The sequence below is a fragment of the Kitasatospora sp. NPDC001119 genome, from assembly GCF_053598475.1.
In genome coordinates, this window is sequence record NZ_JBSFKI010000008.1 from 110,611 (window position 1) to 129,526 (window position 18,916).

Genomic DNA, 18,916 nt, shown 5'->3' on the forward strand with positions numbered 1-18,916 from the left:
CGGGGCCGGACCGGCCACCGCCGGCCGGGCGGGCCTCAGTTCGGGCGGCCGGGCGGGACCAGGCCGGTCTGGTAGGCGATGGCGACGAGCTGGGCGCGGTCGCGGGCGTCGAGCTTGGACATCGCCCGGTGGACGTGGGTGCGGACGGTGAAGGGGCTGACGAACATCCGCTCGGCGATCTCCTCGTTGGTGAGGCCGGTGGCGGCCATCGACATCACCTCGCGCTCGCGGGCGGTGAGGACGGACAGCCGCTCGCTCGTGGAAACGGCGGAGGCCGGCTCGGGCTGGGCCAGGAACTGGTCGATCACGGCCCGGGTGGCGGCGGGCGAGAGCAGTGCCTCGCCCGCCGCGACGGTGCGGACGGCGGCGAGCAGCTCCTTCGGGTCGGCGCCCTTGCCGAGGAACCCGCCGGCGCCCGCGCGCAGCGCCTGGGCCACGTACTCGTCGATCTCGAAGGTGGTGAGGATGAGCACCCGGGTGCCGGACAGCGCCTCGTCACCGCAGATCTCGGCGGTGGCGCCGAGGCCGTCGGTGCCGGGCATCCGGATGTCCATCAGTACGACGTCGGGCCTGGTGGCCCGGGCGAGTTCGACGGCCTCCCGGCCGTCGGCGGCCTCGCCGACCACCTCCATGTCCTCCTCCGCGTCGATCAGCAGCCGGAAGGCGCCGCGCAGCAGGGCCTGGTCGTCGGCGAGCAGTACCCGGATGGTCATGCGTGGTCCCTCTCCTCTCGGACCGCGCCGTCCGCTCGGGCGGCGCCGTCCTGTCCTTCGGCTGGTGTCGGGCGATCGGCTTGTGCCGGGCGACCGGTAGGGGCGGCGCGCGCGGCCCTGGCGGCCCGGGCGACGTCGGCGGCGGTGAGGGCGACCGCGGACTCGGGGCCGTCGTCGCGGGCGCCGGTGCGCAGCGGCAGTTCGGCGGTGACCAGGAAGCCCCCGTCGGGCCGCCGGTCGGCACTGAGCCGGCCGCCCACCGCCCCGGCCCGCTCACGCATGCCGATCAGGCCGAAGCCGCCCTCGCTCGGCGGGTGCTGGGGCAGCGGCACCGCGCGGCGGCGGCCGGTCGCGGTCGGGCGGCCGTTGGCGACGCTGACCGCGACCCGGCTGCCGCTGTAGGCGAGGGTGATCTCGGCGTCGGCGCCGTGGGCGTGCTTGGCCACGTTGGTGAGCGACTCCTGGACGATCCGGAATGCGGTGAGGTCCACGCCGGGCGACAGCGGGCGGGCCTCGCCCTCGACGGAGAGCCGGATCGGCAGACCGGCCCGCTCGAAGGTGTTGATCAGTTCGGGCAGCCGGTCGAGGCCGGGGGCGGGTTCGAGCGGGGCGCGGTCCTCGGCGCGGCGCAGCAGGCCGACGGTGGCGCGCAGTTCCTGGAGGGCCGAGCCGGTGGCGTCGGTGATGTGGCTGAGCACCTCCCGGGCCTGGACGGGGTGGTTGTCCATGAGGTGGACGGCGATGGCGGCCTGGGCGTTGGCGAGGGCTATGTGGTGGGCGACGACGTCGTGGAGGTCGCGGGCGATCCTGATCCGCTCGTCGGCGACCCGCCGGCGGGCCTCCTCCTCGCGGGTGCGCTCGGCGCGTTCGGCGCGCTCCTCGATGGCCGCGAGGTGGGCGCGGCGGTTGCGGATGGAGTCGCCGAGGGCGCCGGGCAGCAGGGCCCAGGCGAGCACGCCGAGCCGTTCGCTGATCGGCCCGCCGGGGCCGAGCAGCAGGGTGATCCCGGTGAGCAGGACGGCGGTGACGACCGAGGCGCGCAGCGCGGTGGCACGGTCGGTGCGGATGGCGAGGAAGTAGAGGGCGAGCAGCAGCGGCGTGGCCACGGTCGGGGTGAGCCGGGGGCTGACCATGGCGAGCGCCATCGTGCAGAGCAGCGTGACGGCGACCACCGCGCGCGGGTGGCGGCGGTGGGCGAGCACGGTGACGGCGGAGAACAGCGCGATGGCGAAGGTGGGCGCGGCGAACGGGGTGAAGTGGCCGCCGTTCTGGTCGATGGTGGCACCGAGGCCGGTGACCGTGATCACGCCCGCGCCGCCTGCCGCGTCGAGCAACCGGGGATGGTCGCGGCGCAGGCGCTGCCAGATGTCGCTCATGCTCGTGCTCTCCGGTCGGGGGACGCTGGCCGCGCCCGCGCCCGGGCATCGCCAGTTCGTGCCGCGCCGCTCCCGGTGGGAGCGGCGGGCGGGGTCGGGGGCTCCGGACGTACGGCGGTCCCCGACAGCAACGGTAACGGTTGGGGTTCGAACCGCTGTCCGAGCCGTACGGGATCGGGCCGCGCGGGGTCGGGCCGAGGGGCGGTGCCCGGCCCGGGCCCGCGCGATGGCGGGACCGGGCCGGGCGGCAGCGCCCTAGACGGTGACGGACTCCCGGGCCGGGGCCGGCTCCGGGGCGGCGGTCACGAGCTTGCTGCCCTCGACGTCCACGTCCGGTATCAGGCGGTCGAGCCAGCGCGGCAGCCACCAGGCGCGGCGGCCGAGCAGGGCGAGGACAGCCGGGACGATGGTCATCCGGACGATGAAGGCGTCGAAGGCGACGGCCGCGGCGAGGCCCAGGCCCATCATCTTGATCATCGGCTCGCTCATCCCGATGAAGCCCGCGAAGACGGCGATCATGATGAACGCGGCGGCGGTGACCACCCGGGCGTTGTGCCGGAATCCGGTGACGATCGCCTCACCGGGCTCCTCGCCGTGGACGAAGCCCTCGCGGATGCGGGTGACCAGGAACACCTCGTAGTCCATGGCGAGGCCGAAGACCACACCGATCATGAAGATCGGCATCATGCTCATCACCGGGCCGGTCTGCTCCACGCCGATCAGGTTGGCCAGCCAGCCCCACTGGAAGACCGCGACCACGGCGCCGAGCGCGGCGACCACCGACAGCAGGAAGCCGAGCGCCGCCTTCAGCGGGACGAGGAGCGAGCGGAAGACGATCATCAGCAGGATGACGGCGAGGCCGACGACCACGGCGAGATAGGGCACCAGCGCGTCGGACATCTTCTGCGACACGTCGATGTTCATCGCCGTGGTGCCGCTGACCAGGACCGTCGCCCCGGTGGCCGTCTTCAGGCCGGCCGCGTCGTGGCGGATGGCGTGCACGATGTCCTTGGTCTCGGCCTCGCTCGGGCCGGTCGCCGGGACGGCGTTGAGCAGGGCCGTGTCGCCCGCCTGGTTGAACATCGGCGGGGTCACCGCGATGACCCCGGGCAGACCCGAGACCTTCTTGGCGACCTCGTCGGCGGCGGCCTTCGGGTCGGCGACGCCCTTGGCGTCCACCATGACCGTCAGCGGGCCGTTGAAGCCGGGGCCGAAGCCCTCGGAGAGCAGGTCGTACGCGCGGCGCTGGGTGGTGGAGGTGGGCTTGGACTCGTCCCCCGGCAGGCCGAGCCGCAGGTCGAGCGCCGGGGCGGCGAGCACCCCGAGGCCGATCACGCCGCCGAGCAGCACCGCGAGCGGGCGGCGCAGGATGAAGCGGGCCCAGCGGGCACCGCCGTTCTCCTTCGCGCCCGGGGCCGCCGCACCGCGGGCCTTGCGGGCCTTGCGCGGCAGCACCTTGCGGCCGAGGAAGCCGAGCAGCGCGGGCACCAGGGTGAGCGCGACCAGCACGGCTATGACGACCGTCCCGGCGGCGGCCATGCCCATCTTGGCCAGGATCGGGATGCCGACCACGGAGAGGCCGGCGAGCGCGATCACCACGGTGAGGCCCGCGAAGACCACCGCGGACCCGGCCGTGCCGACCGCCCGGCCCGCCGCCTCCTGGGGCGTCCGGCCCTCGGCGAGCTCGGCGCGGTAGCGGGAGACGATGAACACCGCGTAGTCGATGCCGACCGCGAGGCCGAGCATCATCGCGAGCGTGCCGGTGGTGGTGGAGAGCCCGAGCGTGCTGCCGAGCGCGGTGATCAGCGCCATGCCGAGGCCGACGCCGATGACGGCGGTGAGCAGCGGCAGGCCGGCCGCGAGCAGCGAGCCGAAGGTGATCACCAGGACGACGGCGGACAGCGCCATGCCGATCGCCTCGCTGCTGCCGCCCGCGTCGGGCTTGGCCATCAGCGCGGTGCCGCCGATCTCGACCTTGAGGCCGGCGTCCCGCCCGTGCTGGGCGGCCTGCTCGAGGGTGTCGGTGGCGGTCTTGGAGACCTCGCCGGCCTTGGCGGAGTAGCTCACCGTGGCGTAGGCGGTGGTGCCGTCCGCGGAGACGGCGCCCTTCATCTTGAACGGGTCCACCGCGCTGGTGACCTGCTCGGAGCCGGCGAGCTCGCCGACCGTGCGCTCGACGGCCTGCTGGTTCGGCGCGGCGGTGATCTTCTGGCCGGAGGGGGCGACGAACACCAGGCGTGCCGAGGCCCCGTCGGCGTGGCCGCCGGGGAAGCGCTCGTTCATCAGGTCGAAGGCCTTCTGCGCCTCCGTGCCGGGCATCGCGAAGCCGTCGTCGGGTGCGGCGGGCGCCTTGGCCGCGAGGACTCCGACGGCCGCCAGCACGGCGACCCAGAGGAAGGTCACCAGCCGGCGCCGGACGAAGGTCCATCGGCCCAGACGGTAGAGGAACGTGGCCACGGGAGAGCGGACTCCTTCGGATGCGGTTCTCGGGATCGGGAGGTGCCGCGGCCGGCCGGACGTCCTGGTGGACGCGGTCCGCCGCAGCATGACCAATCCTTGATCGCCGACCCCTACTCCGTCGTCGTCCCTGCGCAGGCCGTTTGCGTACTGCGGACGCAGTAGTGCCCTCCCCCGTACGGAGGAGGGCGCGTCCTACCCCGGAAGCAGCCCCTGGACCTGCGGCGGAAGCAGATCCGGTCACCCGTGCGGTCCGCGGCGGCGGGCCGCGGGCCGGTGGGCGAAGTAGCGTGATGTGCCTGACCCGTCCGCTGACGTGCGGTTCGGGAGGATCCGACCCGATCGGTGCTGCTTTCGCAGCCCGCCGCCGGAGGTGCCCCATGGGCGTTCCAGCCGCCCGCATCGTGTTCGACGAGAGCGACCGTGCGGCCGTCGCCGAAGCGGTGACCGAGATGCTCACCACCGGCGCGCTGACCCTCGGTCCGTGGACCGAGCGCTTCGAGCAGGCCTTCGCCACCGAGCACGGCGCCTCGCACGCCGTCGCGGTGAGCAGCGGCACGGCGGCGCTGGAGGTGATCCTGCGCGGCATCGACGTCCGGGGCCGCGACGTGGTCGTCCCCGCCGTCACCTTCTACGCGACCGCCGGCGCGGTGGTGCACGCGGGCGGGCGTCCGGTCTTCGCCGACGTCGACCCGGCCACCCTCGCGCTCTCCCCCGAGACCCTGGAGGCGGCGCTCACCCCGGACACCGCCGCCGTCGTCCTGGTGCACATCGGCGGGCTGGTCGGCCCGCAGGTCACCGCGGTGCGGGCGCTGTGCGACCGGCGCGGTATCCCGCTGGTCGAGGACGCCGCGCACGCCCACGGCAGCAGCTTCGACGGGCGCGCCGCCGGGACCTTCGGCCTGGCCGGGGCCTTCTCCTTCTACCCGACCAAGGTCACCACCAGCGGCGAGGGCGGGATGATCCTCACCGAGTCGCCGGAGCTGCGCGACGAGGCCCGGATCTACCGCGACCAGGGCAAGGGCTCCTTCACCACCAACCACCACGTGAAGCTCGGCTACTCCTGGCGGATGAGCGAGCCGCACGCCGCGATCGGGGCGGTGCACCTGCGCCGGCTGAAGGAGTTCATCGAGACCCGCCGGGCCGTCGCCCGCCGCTACGACGCGGCGCTGGCCGAGCTGGACGGCCTCGACCCGGTGCTCGAACCGCCCGGCTGCCGGGGCAACTACTACAAGTACGTGGCGCTGCTGCCGCCCGGGGTGGACCGCGCGGAGTTCAAACGGGCGGTGGCCGAGGAGCACGGGGTGCGGCTGTCCGGCGAGGTCTACGACCTGCCGCTGCACCTCCAGCCGGTGCTCGCCCCGTACCGGCGCGGGCCGCTGCCGGTGGCCGAGGACGTCTGCGCCCGGCAGGTCTGCCTGCCGGTGCACTCCGACATGACCGAGGACGAGACGGAGCAGGTGGTCGACGCCGTCTCCGCGGTGTACCGGCGCCTGGCCGGGTAGCCGGAGCGAAGGGAGCAGGATCGTGCGGATAGCCGTCACCGGAGGCTGCGGGTTCATCGGTTCACACGTCGTGGACCACCTGATCGCGGCCGGCCACGACGTCCTCGCGGTGGACACCACCGACAAGTACCTCAACCCGGACGCCGAGCACGCGCGGCTCGACATCCTCGACCTCGGGGCCCTCACCGCGGCGCTGGCCGGCAGCGAGGTGGTCTACCACCTGGCCGCCATGGCCGACGTCGAGCAGGTCTCCGCCGACCCCGTCCGCGCGGTGCGGACCAACATCGACGGCACCGAGGCCGTCCTGGAGGCCGCCCGGCGCAGCGGCCTGAGCCGGACCGTGCTGGCGAGCACCGTCTGGGTCTACGGAGCCGCCCTCACCGACGGACAGATCGACGGCGGCGAACAGGAGCTGGACGAGCACGTGCCGATCGAGCTGGAGCACAGCGGCCATCTGTACGTGGCCACCAAGCTCGCCGCCGAGATGCTGGTGCACAGCTACCGCGAGCTCTACGGGCAGCACTTCACCATCCTGCGCTACGGCATCCCGTACGGCCCCCGGATGCGGGACGAGCTGGTCGTCGCCCGGTTCGTCCAGGCCGCGCTGACCGGTCGGCCGATCACCATCGCCGGGGACGGCCGGCAGAGCCGCAACTTCGTCTACGTCGAGGACCTCGCCGACGCCCACGTCCGGGCCCTCTCCCCCGCCGCCGAGGACCAGACCTTCGCGTTGGAGGGCTCGGCGGCCGTCTCGGTGCGGGACATCGCCGACACCGTGGACGCCCTGCTGGGGCCCGTCACCATCGAGCACATCGACGGGCGGAAGGCCGACTACGCGGGGCGGCGGATCTCCTCAGCGCAGGCGAAGCGGCTGCTGGGCTGGTCGCCGAGCACCAACTTCACCGCCGGCGTGCGGCAGTACGCGGACTGGTACCGGGCCGCCGTCGGCTCGGCCGCCGGCGCCTGACGGGGGCCGCCCGATGCCGCACGCCCTGCTGGTCTCCGGCTCGCTCGGGCAGGGCCACGACGTGATGGCGCAGGCCTGCGCGGACACCCTGCGGGAACGCGGCTGGACCACCGGCACGGTCGACGCCATGGCCCTGCTCGGGCAGCGCTCCGGCGCGGCCGGGGAGGCGGTGTTCCGCCGGCTGCTCGACCTGCCCGGGGTGTACGACGCCTTCCACTTCTCGGCGCTGCGGCCGGGCGCCCGGCTCGCCCTGCTCGCCGACGCGGCGGCCCGCGCCCGGCTGGTCCCGGCGCTGCGGGAGCTGATCGCGGCGCAGCGGCCGCAGCTGGTGGTCTCGGTGTTCGCCACCGCGACCTCCGCGGTCAACCGGCTGCTGCGGCAGGCCCCGGAGCGGGAGTTCCGGCACTTCGTGTTCTGCACCGACGTGACACCGCACCGGCTCTGGGTGCAGGAGGGGACGGACCTGTTCCTGGTCACCTCGGAGGTCGCGGCGTGCGCGGTGCGGCGGTACCGGCCGGACGCCGACGTCGCCGTCGTGCCGGCGCCGCTGCGGCAGCCGTTCTACCGGCCGCCCGAACGGGCCGTGGCGCGCGCCGAGTTGGGCGTGCCGGCGGGCGCCGCCTGCGTGCTGCTGATGTCGGGCTCCTGGGGGCTCGGCCCGCTCGCCCGCACCGCCGCCTCGCTGGCCGCCGCCGGGCCGCACGTACTCGCGGTGGCCGGGCGCAACCGGGAGCTGGAGCGCCGGCTGCGGACCGCCGCACGCCGGGAGCCCCGGCTGCACCCCTTCGGCTACACCGACCGCGTCCCCGCGCTGATGGCCGCCGCCGACCTGGTGGTCACCAGCTCGGGCGACACCTGCAGCGAGGCCCGGGCGCTGGGCCGGCGGCTGCTGCTCCTCGACGTGGTGCAGGGGCACGGGCGCGACAACCTCCAGCACGAGCTGGAGCTCGGCCACGCCGACGTCGCCACCGCCCGCCCCGCCGAGGTGGTCCGCAACGCCCTGGCCGCCCTCGGCCGCCCCGAGCCCCCACCGTCCGCCGGCGCCACACCGGAGGCCTGGCAGGCCGGGTTCGGGGCGGCGCTGCGACGGGTGGGGCTGGGCTAGCCGCGCGGGGGACGTGGTGCGGCACGCGGGTGGCGGCCGGTGCGTCCGTCACCCCGGACGGTTCCCCGCGCCCGACGGCACCCGGTGGTCGCGGAGGGGGCCGAGGGTGAGGCGGTGGGTGCGGCAGTGGGCGGCGATCAGTGGGAGGGCGGCGAGGGTGGCGCGCCAGGAGCCGGGGGCGGAGGTGCAGTCGGAGTCGTGCAGTAGGAGGGTGGCGCCGCCGGTGAGGCCGGGGCGGGCGGTCGCGTAGACGGACTCGCCGGTGGCCTCCGCCGTCCAGTCGCGGCCCCAGGCCGTCCACAGCACGCTGCGCAGGCCGAGCCGGCGGGCGGCCAGGGCCGGGCCGGCGGTCAGGACGCCGTACGGCGGGCGGTACCAGCGCGGGCGGGCGCCGCAGAGTTCGGTCACGGCCTCGCTGGCGCGGCGCAGTTCGCGCAGGTCGCGGGCGGGGGCCGGGTACCACTGCTGCCGGTGGTGCCAGCCGTGGACGGCCACCTCGTGGCCGCGCAGCACCAGCTCGCGGCCGAGCCCGGGGGCGCGCTCCAGCATCGCGCCGAGCAGGAAGAAGGTGGCGCGGGCGCCGAGTTCGTCCAGCGCGTCGAGGACGTACGGGGTGCTGGCCGGATCGGGGCCGTCGTCGAAGGTCAGGGCGACGTGGCCGGGCGCGGCGCCTTCGCCGGCGGTGCGGCGGGCCAGGGTGCGGCGCAGTGGCGGCAGGCGGACGGCGGCCGGGGCGAGGTGCAGGAACTCCGCGCCGACGGCGAGGGCAGTGGCGGCGACGGCGGCGGTGCCCGTCCGGTGCACGGCGGCGCTCACTCGAAGCGCGCGGCCATCCGGCGGAACACGCCCGGTGCCACCCCGTGGAGGCGGGACGGGAAGCCGAGCCAGTGCGGGACGTAGAGGCGGTCGCGTTCGGTGGTGATGGTCGCCACCACCGCGTCCGCGACCCGGTCCGCCGGGACCAGCCTCGGCCAGTCGCGCTCGTACGGGGTGCCGCGCCGCTCGAAGAACGGGGTGTCCACCGCGCCGGGGAGCACCAGGCGTACCCCGACGCCCGTGCCGCGCAGCTCGTACCAGAGGCTCTCGGCGAACATCGTCAGCGCGCCCTTGGTGGCCGCGTAGCCGGACTCCTCCCGCGAGCCGACCTGGCCGACGATCGAGCCGAGCAGCACGATCCGACCGCGGCGGCGCTCCAGCATGCCGGGCAGCAGCAGGCGGACCAGGCGCAGCGGGGCGGCGAGGTTGACCTCGATCATCCGGTCCAGGATGTCGGAGGGCGTCTGCGCGTACGGGCCGCGCCAGCCCAGGCCGGCGCTCGCGACCAGGGCGTCCACCCGGCCGGTGTCGGCCAGGGCGGCCTCGGCGAGGCGGGCCGGGCCGTCCGGCTTGCTCAGGTCCTCGGGCAGGGCGCGGCCGCCGGTGCGGTCGGCGAGTTCGTCGAGGCGGGCGCGGTCGGTGCCGGAGAGCAGGGTGAGCCAGCCGGCGTCGGCCAGGCGGGTGGCGGTGGCGCGGCCGATCCCGGAGGAGGCGCCGGTGATCAGCGCGACGGGGCGGCCGGCCGGGTCCGGCGGGGGCTTCAGGGCCTTCCGGTCCACGGGAGCCGCGGGGTCGGTGACGTCCTTCGGGTCCGACCGCCGGGGTCGGGAGTGGGGCTCCTCCGCCATCGGGCACCTGCCGCTCTGTGACCGCCTAGCCGTCCGTTTTGTCCGGCAAGTCACCTTCGCACGGCGGAGCCGTCCGGGCTACCGGGGCGGTACGGCGGGCTCCGCCTCGGCGTCCCGGTGCGGGGCGGACGGCTCCGTGGACCCGCCCTCGGGCTCCCCGAAGCGGGAGAGCACGAAGGTGCCGCCCACCGCCACCGCGAAGCCCGTCAGCGCGCACCACTCGAACCCGGGGCGCGCGGCGTCCCCGAGCACCGTCACGCCGACCAGCGCCGGGCCGAAGGTCTCGGTCACCGTCCCGGCGGCGGTCGCGGCCGTCACCGTGCCGCGCTGCAGGGCCAGGGCGTAGGCGAGGTAGCCGCCGAGGCCGCCGACGGCGAGGGCGTAGGCGGCCGGGTCGGTGAGCACGGCGACCGGGCCGGAGGCGTCCAGTACCCGTACGGCCAGGCTGGTCACGCCGAAGCCGGCCCCGGCCAGCAGTCCCAGGCCGGCCGCGGCCGCGTTGCCCTCCCGCCGCACCAGGACCAGGGTGGCGAGCAGCAGGACGGCGGTGGTGGCGAGCAGCGCCCAGTGGAAGGCGGGCGCGGCGTGGTCACGGCCCTCCCGGCCGGAGCCGAGCGCCAGCAGGGTCAGGCCGACGACCACGGCGAGGATGCCCGCGAGGTCGCCGCGGCGCAGCCGCGCGCCCAGCAGCCAGACGGCGGCCAGGGCGGTGACGGCCAGGCTGGCGTTGGTGACGGCCTGGACGAGGAAGAGCGGGAGGGTGCGCAGGGCGACGATGCTCAGCGCGAAGCCGACGATGTCCAGCAGGGTGCCGAGGAGGAACTGCCAGGACCGCGCCAGCGCGGCGAGCAGGCCCGCCCGGACCCGGTCGGCGCGCGGGGCCGACCGCGCCCCGCGCGCCTGGAAGACCGCCCCGAAGCCGAAGCAGACGGTCGCGACCAAGGCGGTGGTGAGTCCCAGCAGCATGCCTCTCCCAGCCTCCCGGGGCAGCGTCGATCCACCACCAGTCTGGGGCCGGGGGAACGGGGTCGCACGGGTGGAGCGGGTGGGACGGGCGCGGGGTCGGACGGGATCGGCTGGGCCCGCCGGGTGGACCCGGGCGGCGCGCGGTTTGCCGGCGGACGGTGCCGCGTCATCCCTGATCCATGATTCAGCACGCCATGCCACTCGCCGCATCCGGTCTGAAGATCGACTGGGCCAGGATGCCGACCTACAACACGATCATGTCGGTGGCCGCCGGCGCCGGACTCCTGCTGGTGGTCGCCCTGGGGCGCCGACTCCTCGTCCAGGGGCGCAGCACCACGCTCGAGGGCTGGGCGCTGGCGTTCGGGGCCCTCGGGTTCACGCTCGTCACCACCGGCCTGCACATGACCCTGACCTGGCCGCTGGCCGGGCAGGGGTTCCCGTTCGACAACGTCATCTTCGGCGAACCCGCCCTGGCGTTCGGCGTCTTCCTGCTGACCGCCTCCTTCTACCTCTGGAAGCGCGGCAGCGAGCTCCTCGCCGCGGACGGCGTCGACCGGACGGTCCGGGTGGCCGCGCCGATCTCGGTGTTCGTCTTCGGCATGGGGCTGGCCTGCTTCGGCATCGCCGCCGCGGGCTGGAAGTACACGCTCTTCGCCGCCCCGCCGGAGGAGCCGATCTCCGGGGAGTTCTCGGACTGGCCGTGGCTGGAGGCGAGCTTCATGTCCGGGTTGTACGTGCTGGTCGGCATCGGGGCGCTGCTCTTCCCCTTCGCGCTGCGGGACCCCCGGCGGTGGATGAGCCCGGTGATCGGCGTCGTGTGGGGGCTGGCCGGCCTCGCCTTCCTGGCGTTCGGCGGGCTGAACTACTTCACCCACATCGGGCTCATCGTCAACACCATGTGACCGGCCGCGGGTGTGGCCGGGGCGCCCCGTCACGGCCGGACGGCCACCCCCGCGTACAGCGAGACCTCCTCGGCGGCGACGGGCGCCTCGTCGGGGGACGGCCGCCACTGCGCGATGGGGACGAGCCCCGGCTCCAGGAGGGTCCAGCCGTCGAAGAAGCGGGCGATCCGCAGCCGGGTGCGGGCCTGGGCCGCGGTGCCGGCCGCCTCGTAGATCCGGGTCAGTGTGGCGATGTCCTCGGGTGCGAACTCGGGGCTGACGTGGGTGATCACCAGGGCGCTGCCCGGGACGAGGGCGGACTTGAGGTGCTCGACCAGCTCGTACGCGCCGTGGGCGTCGGGGACGAAGTGGAGCAGGGCGTTGAGGGAGAGCGCGACCGGCCGGGACAGGTCGAGGGTCTCCCGCAGTCCGGGGGCGGCGAGCAGCCGGGCCGGGTCGGTGGCGTCGGCCTCGACGTAGGCGGTGCGGCCCTCGGGGGTGCCGGTGAGCAGGGCCTGGGCGTGCGAGAGCACGATCGGGTCGTTGTCTACGTAGACCACCCGGGCGTCCGGCCGGACGCCCTGGGCGACCTCGTGCAGGTTGGGCGAGGTGGGGATGCCGGTGCCGATGTCGAGGAACTGGTCGAAGCCGAGCTCGGCGAGGGCACGGGTCGAGCGCTGCATGAAGGAGCGGTTGACGCGGGCGGCGGCGCGCAGCCAGGGCGCGACGGCGAGGGCGTGTCCGGCGGCCTCGCGGTCGGCGGCGAAGTTGGTGAACCCGCCGAGGAAGTAGTCGTACATCCGCGCCGAGTGCGGAACGTTGAGCCGCAGGTCCACCCCGTCGTAGAGACCCATCCGTGTTCTCCCCCCGATGCCGTGCCCGATCGATCCTCCCCGCCCACGATAGGCGCGGCCCCTCGTGTTCCGAACAGCTTCCGGGCATTCCAACCAACCGCTGGTTCCCATGAGATGACAATCTGTATTCGGATTGCAGCCTGGAGTGACAGGCCTGATGGAATGAGGATGGGCGCAGACAGCCCGACCCTCGGGTGGCCCGGTGCGCAGCCGGCGGCCACGGAAAGCAGGCCCGATGACGATCGACAGGGGCGCCCCGACGCGCAGGCACCGGGGCGGAACGGCCGTGGCGTACCTCCGCGGGACGGTGGCGGAGCCGACGGCCGACACCGACCCCGGACTCCGCTCCGACCCCGAACTTCGCCTGGGCCTCCCCTACGCGGCCTTCTGCGAGACCCACGAACCCGCCTGGCGCGCCCTGGCCCTGACCCGGATAGGCAGCCAGTCCGACGCGGAGCTGGTGGTCTCGGCGGTGAAGGCCGACCTGGCCCGCTGCTGGTCGCAGGTGCTCCGGTTCGAGGAACCGGCCGCGTACGCCTGGCGGTTGGCCAATCGGCACGTCGCGGACTGGGTGGCCTCCGAGGAGCCGGTCGAGGTGGAGGCGGTCACCTTCGCGGCGGTGATCGGCGCCTTCAAGCAGGTGGCGAAGGGGCTGCTGCACAGCGAGGCGGACGAGGTGCGGCTGTACGCGGCGATCCTCGAACTGCCGGACCGGCAACGGGACGTGGTGATCCTGCGGTACCTGCTCGGCCTGCACGTCAAGGTGATCGCGGCGTACCTGGGGCGGCCGGTGGCGACGGTGCACTCCAACCTCCGGCACGCCCGGGAGAGGCTGGCCCGACGGCTCGGGGTGGGCGAACTCCCGGACGGCGGCGGCGAGCTGTGACGGCGACACCGGAGGACCGGGCCCCGGACGGACCGGGCCGGGCCGACGGCGGGCGCACGGTGTTCCGCGTCCCGCGGCCCGAACGCGCCCATGCGGAGCGGATCGCCGCCGTGCGCCGGGCGCGGCTCACGGCCGCGCCCGCGCACCTGCCGTCGGAGCACGAGCAGGCGGCGTTCGAACTCGGCCTGGTGGTAGCCCTGGTGCTGGGCGCGCCGGACGCCTCGCACGGACTCGACCTGCTGGTGAACGCGCGCCGGATCCAGCCGGAGGGGGCCGAGGTGTTCGGCGCGCTGCTGTACGCGACCGGCAAGGAGGAGGGCGCCGAGTTCTGGTGGCGCTTCGCGGCCGGCTCCGGCAGCGGGACGGCCGCGTACTGCCTGCACCTGCACCACCTGATGCTCGGCGAGACCGACGACGCCGACTACTGGCGGGCCTGGTCGGACCAGCTGGCCATGGCCGAACGGCCGCCCGGGCCACGGGCGTTGCGGATGAACCGGCCGCTGCTGCCGGACGACGTGCGGCGCGACATCCTCTCCCGGGTGCACCACGGGCTGGCCCCGCAGCTGCCGCCCGCCCTCGTCGCGGTGATCGACCGGCTGCCGGTGCAGGACGGCGGCGAGGAGGAGGTGCCGAGCCCCTGGGGGCTCACCTCGGGGGCGACCTCCGCCTGTTCCTGGGAGGACCTTCCGTGGGACCCGGTGGATGATCACGACGACCCGTGGGGGTGAGCGCCGTTGGGGCCGCCGTGATCATCCCTTCAGGTGAGCACGGACAGCCGGGCGGCGACGGCCGGGTCGCGCCCGCTGCCCGCCTCGGTCCGCTCCCCCGCCGGAGCGGCGTACCGGACGACGTAGTGGTGCGGCGCCATCGCCGTGTCGCGTCCGGGTAGGGCGGCGACCACCGCACGGTGGGCCTCGACCGGGCCGAACGAGGGGTCAACGGTCGCCAGTTCCACCACCAACTTCCCCTCCTCCTCGGAGAGTCGGTGCTCCCCGAGGGCGGTCCGCAGCAGTTCGCGGACGGCCGCGAGGTCGATCCAGGCACCGTCGACCAGCCGCCATTCGCCGCTAAGGCCACCCCCCGGCGGGCCGAGCACGGCGGGCAGGTCGGACAGCAGCACCGGCCCCTCGGCGGCGGCCGCGAGCACGGCCGGCAGGGCCCGGGCGAAGCCCTCGGTCTCCTCGGGGTCGAGCACCTGGGGGCAGGCGATCAGGGCGAAGTCGAGGCTGCCGGTGATCCGCAGGATGGTGAACATCAGCCGGACCGGCAGCGGCGGGGCGGGCAGGACGGTGAGTTCGGGGTCGACGGCCGGGGGCGGCTGGGCGTCGGCGACGGCGGCCGGGATGGTGAGGCTCAGGTCGTTGACGACCACCTGGCGGGAGAACCGGGCCCCGCGCAGGTGGGCGGCGTCGTCCACCAGCTGCCAGACCTGCTGGGCGTCCAGGGTGCTGTGCCAGTAGGCGCTCAGCGAGGCGGACTTGGCGCGGCCGATCAGCTGGTCGAGGTCGGCCGCGCCGGTGTCGAGCAGGACCAGCGCGTCCTGCGCGAGGGTGCCCACGTGGTCGATCAGGGCGGCGCGCTGGCGGTTGGCGGAGAGCGCCGAGAACACCAGCTCGCGGCGGCCGGAGCGGTGGGCGACCAGCGCGGCGAAGGCGGCGAGCAGGACGACCGACGGACTGGCGCCGGTGCGCCGGCAGACGGCGGCGAGGTGGTCCGCGGCGGTGCGCGAGCGGACCAGCAGGGCGCTGTGGTCGCCGGGCGGGCCGGTGATCCGCGCGTCGGCGAAGACGACCTGCGGGCCGGCGGTCAGGACCCGGGCCCAGTGCCGCAGCGCGGCCGCGGCCCTGCGGCGGCCCTGGGCGCTCTGCTCCGCGACGGCGACCTCCAGCGGGGTCGGAGCGGTGACCGGCGGCAGCTCCTTCCCGGCGGCGAGGGCGTGCCAGTCCTGGATCAGCACCGCGGTGGCGGCGCCGTCGGCACCCGCGTGGCAGACCACGGCGACCAGCCGCAGCAGCCGCTCGCCCGCGGCGAGCATGGTGAACCGGACCCGCGGCGGAGCGTCGAGGGGCACCGGGACGGCGACATCCGCCCGGCCCAACTCGGCGGCCAGCACGTCCAGTTCGGCCTCGCTCCGACCGCCGGCCTCGACCACCGTGACGGCGAACCGGCCGTTCCGGTGCACCACCTGGCGGTCCGGGAAGCCGTCCGGGCCGGGGCCCGCGGGGAAGGAGGTCCGCAGCGACTCGTGGCGTTCGACCAGCAGGCGCAGGGCGACCAGCCCGGCGGGGACCGAGACGCCGTCGGGCACCGGCCAGACGGAGTCCTTGTTGATCCCCTCGGGCGGGTCGCGCCGGATGCAGAGGACCATGTTGCCCTGGCCCCGGGTGAGCGGGCCGGAGCCGCCGCCCTCGACGGCGTACCGGACGGTGATCCGCCTGGGGGTCGCTGTCGTGCCGCGCGGTGTCGCGCCGAGTGACGTCGGATCGTTCGGTGGGGCGTCCTGCGGTGTCACGTCGTACGCGCCTTTCGGCTCGCCGGGGAGGGCCGGGGAGGGTTCGACAGGGGGTGTGACCGGGACGCTACCAGCGCCCTCGCGAGCTGGTCCAGACCAAACCTCGACGGGCCCGATCCATCGTCAATTTTCTTTCCACACACGGCAGTTGACATGTATCGGCGATTCCCCGAGGGCCGCCACGGCAGCCCGGAACGGCTCCGCCACGGGAACGTCGCGGAGCCGGGACGGACCGGTGCCGAGCCCGCCCGGGTCGGCCACCAGCACCGGCGAGGGGCCGCCCACGGGCACGCCGAAGGACTGCGCGAGCCGCCCGCCGTACGCCTTGACGCAGGCCTCGCGGCGGCACCACAGGGCGGTGAACCGCGCCGCCCGCGCGGCCGGTTCGACGGGCTCGGCGACGAACCGCGCCTCCTCGGACGGGAACCAGCGGGCGGCCATCCGCTCGGCCGTCCGGGGGTCGTGGAGCCGCTCGACGTCGACGCCGACCGCCCGCCCCTCGGCGAGGGCCAGCGCCGCGAACGCCCCCGAGGCAGACCAGCTGACCCGCAGCCCACCGGCCGCCACGGGCTCGGGCTTGCCGTGCGGACCGTACCGCCAGACCAGTGCGGCCGGGGGCACGCCGAGCCGGGCGGCGACCAGCCGCCGGACGGCGCCGCGCACCACGGTGAAGCGCTCGCCCGCCCCTGGGTCCATCCGCGCCGCCCGGGCACGTTCGTCCGGGTCGAGCAGCGGCCACAACTCAGCGGCCGGCACAGCTGGTTGACGCGTATCGATCAGCCAGAGGTCGATCGGCGTCACGGCAGGGCCAGCGTGCTGAGCACGCCGAGCCGGCGGTCGTGCCCGGCCAGCAGCGCGGGCCGGCCGTCCGCCCGCCAGCGCGGGAAGTGGTCGGCCAGCTCCGCCCAGAGGCCGGTGAACGGCTGGGCCGGCGGGGGCTCCCCGGCCCCGAAGCCGGGGCCGAGCAGGAGCGCCGCCTCCGGCCCGAGCTTCTCGGCCTCGGCCCGGACCGCCTCCGCCGGGGAGGCCTCGCCCCGGGTCTGCCGGACGGCCAGACCCTCGCCGGGGGCCTCCTCGCAGACCAGCACCACCACCGCGTGCCGCTCCGGCAACGGCACCGGCCCGGACGGTTCGTAGTGCAGCGCGCTCTGTTCGGCGAGCACCACCACGGCCCGGCGGCAGGTGCCGGTGCGCTGGTGGGCGGCGGCCAGCCGCAGCGCGGTGAAGGCCGCCGCGCCGCCCTGGTCGCAGACCGCGAAGGAGAGCGGGCTCCCCGGGACGGACCGGCTGAGCGCCAGCGAGGACGGCGCGCCGGGCCGGACGTCCGGGGTGTCGAAGGCCAGGATCAGCAGGTCCGCCGGCTCGTCCTCGGCCAGCGCCTCGCGCAGCGGTCCGGCGGCCAGCTCCTCGTAGGAGTGGCCGACGCCCTCGCCCAGCAGGTCCTCGCGCAGCGGCAGGCCGTAGGGGCGGACGAGGTCGGAGACGAAGACCCGCAGGTCCGGGTCGAGCGAGGTCTCCGAGCGGCCGTCGGAGCGGCGGGCGAGCACCCGGGTGATCCGCAGGCCGGTGGGACCGGGGGCCACCCGGTCAGTCCTCGGGGATGACGTGCCCGGCGACGTAGTCGGCCAGCCTGGTGACCGACCGCAGGTCGTCCTCGGTGATCTGCTCGACGTCCACCTGGATGTCGAGCGACTCCTCCAGCTCCAGGATCAGCTCGATGGTGCCGGCCGAGGTGAGGCCGAGGTCGTCGAAGAGGCAGGCGTCCTGCGGGATCTCGGGCAGTTCGCGCTTGAGGACGCGCGGCAGGAGCTCGCCGATGCCGTGCAGGATGCGCTCGCGCAGTTCGGGGTCGGTGGTCTGGACCGCGGCTTCTGACATGGGTGTCCCGTCCCGTCGTACGTGGGATGTGTGCTCCGGGGCTTGCAGGCGCCCCGGGGCTCTGGGGTGGTGTGGGAAATGCGGCGTCGCTGTGCGGACGACGGCCGCCGGAGGAGTCGGCGGGCCGTCAGTACCGCATGGCCATCGCGGAGAACGTGGCTCCGACACCGGCGGCGGCGATCAGGTAGTGGTCGCCGCGGCGGAGCAGCCCCCGCGTGGTGGCGGTGTGGAGATTGATGAGGCTGTCTGAGGCGAAACTGTGCCCGACCGACCGCACGTTGTCCAGCACGACTTTCTCGACCGGATAGCCGATCCGGCGCGCGATCATCCGCCAGGACGCCTGGTTGACGTTGTGCGGCAGGATCGCGGCCAGGTCGGAGAGGTCCAGACCGGCCTGGTCCAGGGCGGCCTCGATCGCCTCCACCATCACGTTCGGGTACTCGCGCTGGTAGCGGGCGAGCAGGTCCGGGTCCTCGGCCAGCCGGCCGTCGAACTCCGGGCGCTGGCGCACCGCGAAGGAGAGCATCCGGTGGCGCTCGCCGTCGGCGCTGACCAGGCAGGCGGCCGCTCCCTCGGCGAAGATCCCGGTCTCGGGCACCACCTGGGCGTCCCTGGTGAAGGTCTTCTCGCCGGTCAGCACCAGGGCGAGCGCCGCCGGGTCGGGTTCGGCCGCGAGCAGCCGGCCGGCCAGGTCGATGGCCAGCAGGCCCACCGCGCAGGCGTGGTGGGTCACCGTGAAGGCGTCGGCGTGCGCCAGGCCACGGGTTTCGAGCAGGTCGTGCAGCGGGTTGAGCGGATGGGGCACCGCCACCGGCATGCTGCGGGCATGGATCACGAAGCGGACGTCGCGTTCGCGTCCGCGCAGCTCCGGCAGGTTGTCCAGGGCGGCTTCGAGCAGGTCGGGCAGCGTCCCGGTCGGATCCAGACGTAGCTGGTCCAGGCCGTGGAAGCGGCGGAAGAGACGGAGTTGACGTGGGGTCAGGCCGATGCGCTCGCCCACCGCCTCGATGGGAACGGCGTGTGGGGGGAGGTGGACGGCCACTGCCTCCAGTGCGGTCACCCGGGCTAGTATTCCGACGCCCGCCGGGTCGCACAAGTGATCCCGGGCCCCTCCACCGTCGCCGCCGCTCCCCGGAAGCCGCCAACTGCGCT

At 75.0% G+C, this 18,916-nt stretch carries 18 protein-coding genes; 6 read left to right on the forward strand and 12 right to left on the reverse strand.

Going from position 1 to position 18,916, the window contains the following annotated elements:
- Positions 1 to 35: 35 nt before the first annotated feature.
- From ACWDD9_RS12425 to ACWDD9_RS12435, 3 genes are all read right to left on the reverse strand, one after another.
- Positions 36 to 713: a response regulator transcription factor gene (locus ACWDD9_RS12425; RefSeq protein ID WP_117493012.1), complete on the reverse strand. Its 678-nt coding sequence runs from the start codon at positions 711 to 713 to the stop codon at positions 36 to 38.
- The gene (locus ACWDD9_RS12430) at positions 710 to 2,089 is read right to left on the reverse strand and encodes a sensor histidine kinase (RefSeq protein WP_449811559.1); all 1,380 of its coding nucleotides are present in this window, start codon (positions 2,087 to 2,089) and stop codon (positions 710 to 712) included. The genes ACWDD9_RS12425 and ACWDD9_RS12430 overlap by 4 nt, the downstream gene beginning before the upstream one ends.
- A 255-nt stretch (positions 2,090 to 2,344) precedes the next feature.
- Positions 2,345 to 4,546: an MMPL family transporter gene (locus ACWDD9_RS12435; RefSeq protein ID WP_049658035.1), complete on the reverse strand. Its 2,202-nt coding sequence runs from the start codon at positions 4,544 to 4,546 to the stop codon at positions 2,345 to 2,347.
- A gap of 380 nt (positions 4,547 to 4,926) precedes the next feature.
- Between ACWDD9_RS12435 and ACWDD9_RS12440 the strand changes: the two genes are divergently transcribed.
- Genes ACWDD9_RS12440 through ACWDD9_RS12450 form a run of 3 tightly spaced genes read left to right on the forward strand, consistent with a single transcriptional unit; the run spans position 4,927 to position 8,123 of the window.
- Complete coding sequence (locus ACWDD9_RS12440) at positions 4,927 to 6,051, forward strand: DegT/DnrJ/EryC1/StrS family aminotransferase (RefSeq protein WP_449811560.1); 1,125 nt, start codon at positions 4,927 to 4,929, stop codon at positions 6,049 to 6,051.
- A 22-nt stretch (positions 6,052 to 6,073) separates the two neighbouring features.
- Positions 6,074 to 7,018, forward strand: a complete 945-nt coding sequence (locus ACWDD9_RS12445) for an NAD-dependent epimerase/dehydratase family protein (RefSeq protein WP_049658039.1) — start codon at positions 6,074 to 6,076, stop codon at positions 7,016 to 7,018.
- 13 nt (positions 7,019 to 7,031) lie between these two features.
- Positions 7,032 to 8,123 carry an MGDG synthase family glycosyltransferase gene (locus tag ACWDD9_RS12450; protein WP_449811561.1) on the forward strand — a complete coding sequence of 364 codons (1,092 nt, stop codon included), beginning with the start codon at positions 7,032 to 7,034 and terminating at the stop codon, positions 8,121 to 8,123.
- Between the two features lie 48 nt (positions 8,124 to 8,171).
- Here ACWDD9_RS12450 and ACWDD9_RS12455 read toward each other — a convergent pair whose 3' ends face one another.
- The 3 genes from ACWDD9_RS12455 to ACWDD9_RS12465 form a co-directional block, all read right to left on the reverse strand.
- A complete protein-coding gene (locus ACWDD9_RS12455) occupies positions 8,172 to 8,927 on the reverse strand; it encodes a polysaccharide deacetylase family protein (protein ID WP_449811562.1) in 756 nt (251 codons plus the stop codon).
- 8 nt (positions 8,928 to 8,935) lie between these two features.
- Positions 8,936 to 9,787, reverse strand: a complete 852-nt coding sequence (locus tag ACWDD9_RS12460) for an SDR family NAD(P)-dependent oxidoreductase (protein ID WP_449811563.1) — start codon at positions 9,785 to 9,787, stop codon at positions 8,936 to 8,938.
- A 78-nt stretch (positions 9,788 to 9,865) separates the two neighbouring features.
- Positions 9,866 to 10,753: a DMT family transporter gene (locus ACWDD9_RS12465; RefSeq protein WP_449811564.1), complete on the reverse strand. Its 888-nt coding sequence runs from the start codon at positions 10,751 to 10,753 to the stop codon at positions 9,866 to 9,868.
- Positions 10,754 to 10,947: 194 nt separating this feature from the next.
- Here ACWDD9_RS12465 and ACWDD9_RS12470 point away from each other — a divergent pair, with 194 nt between their 5' ends.
- Positions 10,948 to 11,655, forward strand: a complete 708-nt coding sequence (locus tag ACWDD9_RS12470; RefSeq protein WP_375873785.1) for a DUF981 domain-containing protein — start codon at positions 10,948 to 10,950, stop codon at positions 11,653 to 11,655.
- A 29-nt stretch (positions 11,656 to 11,684) separates the two neighbouring features.
- Here ACWDD9_RS12470 and ACWDD9_RS12475 read toward each other — a convergent pair whose 3' ends face one another.
- A complete protein-coding gene (locus ACWDD9_RS12475) occupies positions 11,685 to 12,488 on the reverse strand; it encodes an SAM-dependent methyltransferase (protein WP_449811565.1) in 804 nt (267 codons plus the stop codon).
- 235 nt (positions 12,489 to 12,723) lie between these two features.
- Here ACWDD9_RS12475 and ACWDD9_RS12480 point away from each other — a divergent pair, with 235 nt between their 5' ends.
- A complete protein-coding gene (locus ACWDD9_RS12480) occupies positions 12,724 to 13,374 on the forward strand; it encodes an RNA polymerase sigma factor (protein WP_449811566.1) in 651 nt (216 codons plus the stop codon).
- Positions 13,371 to 14,102, forward strand: a complete 732-nt coding sequence (locus tag ACWDD9_RS12485; protein ID WP_449811567.1) for a hypothetical protein — start codon at positions 13,371 to 13,373, stop codon at positions 14,100 to 14,102. The genes ACWDD9_RS12480 and ACWDD9_RS12485 overlap by 4 nt, the downstream gene beginning before the upstream one ends.
- Positions 14,103 to 14,131: 29 nt before the next feature.
- On the opposite strand, the gene ACWDD9_RS12490 is transcribed toward ACWDD9_RS12485, so the two are convergent.
- The 5 genes from ACWDD9_RS12490 to ACWDD9_RS12510 form a co-directional block, all read right to left on the reverse strand.
- A complete protein-coding gene (locus ACWDD9_RS12490; RefSeq protein WP_449811568.1) occupies positions 14,132 to 15,886 on the reverse strand; it encodes a condensation domain-containing protein in 1,755 nt (584 codons plus the stop codon).
- Between the two features lie 123 nt (positions 15,887 to 16,009).
- Positions 16,010 to 16,687 carry a 4'-phosphopantetheinyl transferase family protein gene (locus ACWDD9_RS12495; RefSeq protein WP_449811569.1) on the reverse strand — a complete coding sequence of 226 codons (678 nt, stop codon included), beginning with the start codon at positions 16,685 to 16,687 and terminating at the stop codon, positions 16,010 to 16,012.
- A complete protein-coding gene (locus ACWDD9_RS12500; RefSeq protein ID WP_449811570.1) occupies positions 16,684 to 17,469 on the reverse strand; it encodes a hypothetical protein in 786 nt (261 codons plus the stop codon). Before ACWDD9_RS12500 ends, ACWDD9_RS12495 begins: the two co-directional genes overlap by 4 nt.
- Positions 17,470 to 17,473: 4 nt before the next feature.
- Entirely contained in the window at positions 17,474 to 17,764 is a 291-nt protein-coding gene (locus ACWDD9_RS12505; RefSeq protein ID WP_049653836.1) for a phosphopantetheine-binding protein, read from the reverse strand.
- A gap of 127 nt (positions 17,765 to 17,891) precedes the next feature.
- Positions 17,892 to 18,824, reverse strand: a complete 933-nt coding sequence (locus ACWDD9_RS12510) for a 3-oxoacyl-[acyl-carrier-protein] synthase III C-terminal domain-containing protein (protein WP_049653834.1) — start codon at positions 18,822 to 18,824, stop codon at positions 17,892 to 17,894.
- Between the last annotated feature and the right edge of the window lie 92 nt (positions 18,825 to 18,916).

Excerpts from the sequence above, each read along its gene's own strand:
- ACWDD9_RS12480 (WP_449811566.1), top strand. The coding sequence starts at position 12,724 with ATGACGATCGACAGGGGCGCCCCGACGCGCAGGCACCGGGGCGGAACG.
- ACWDD9_RS12425 (WP_117493012.1), bottom strand. The coding sequence starts at position 713 with ATGACCATCCGGGTACTGCTCGCCGACGACCAGGCCCTGCTGCGCGGC.
- ACWDD9_RS12465 (WP_449811564.1), bottom strand. The coding sequence starts at position 10,753 with ATGCTGCTGGGACTCACCACCGCCTTGGTCGCGACCGTCTGCTTCGGC.
- ACWDD9_RS12440 (WP_449811560.1), top strand. The coding sequence starts at position 4,927 with ATGGGCGTTCCAGCCGCCCGCATCGTGTTCGACGAGAGCGACCGTGCG.
- ACWDD9_RS12505 (WP_049653836.1), bottom strand. The coding sequence starts at position 17,764 with ATGTCAGAAGCCGCGGTCCAGACCACCGACCCCGAACTGCGCGAGCGC.
- ACWDD9_RS12450 (WP_449811561.1), top strand. The coding sequence starts at position 7,032 with ATGCCGCACGCCCTGCTGGTCTCCGGCTCGCTCGGGCAGGGCCACGAC.
- ACWDD9_RS12460 (WP_449811563.1), bottom strand. The coding sequence starts at position 9,787 with ATGGCGGAGGAGCCCCACTCCCGACCCCGGCGGTCGGACCCGAAGGAC.
- ACWDD9_RS12470 (WP_375873785.1), top strand. The coding sequence starts at position 10,948 with ATGCCACTCGCCGCATCCGGTCTGAAGATCGACTGGGCCAGGATGCCG.
- ACWDD9_RS12475 (WP_449811565.1), bottom strand. The coding sequence starts at position 12,488 with ATGGGTCTCTACGACGGGGTGGACCTGCGGCTCAACGTTCCGCACTCG.
- ACWDD9_RS12430 (WP_449811559.1), bottom strand. The coding sequence starts at position 2,089 with ATGAGCGACATCTGGCAGCGCCTGCGCCGCGACCATCCCCGGTTGCTC.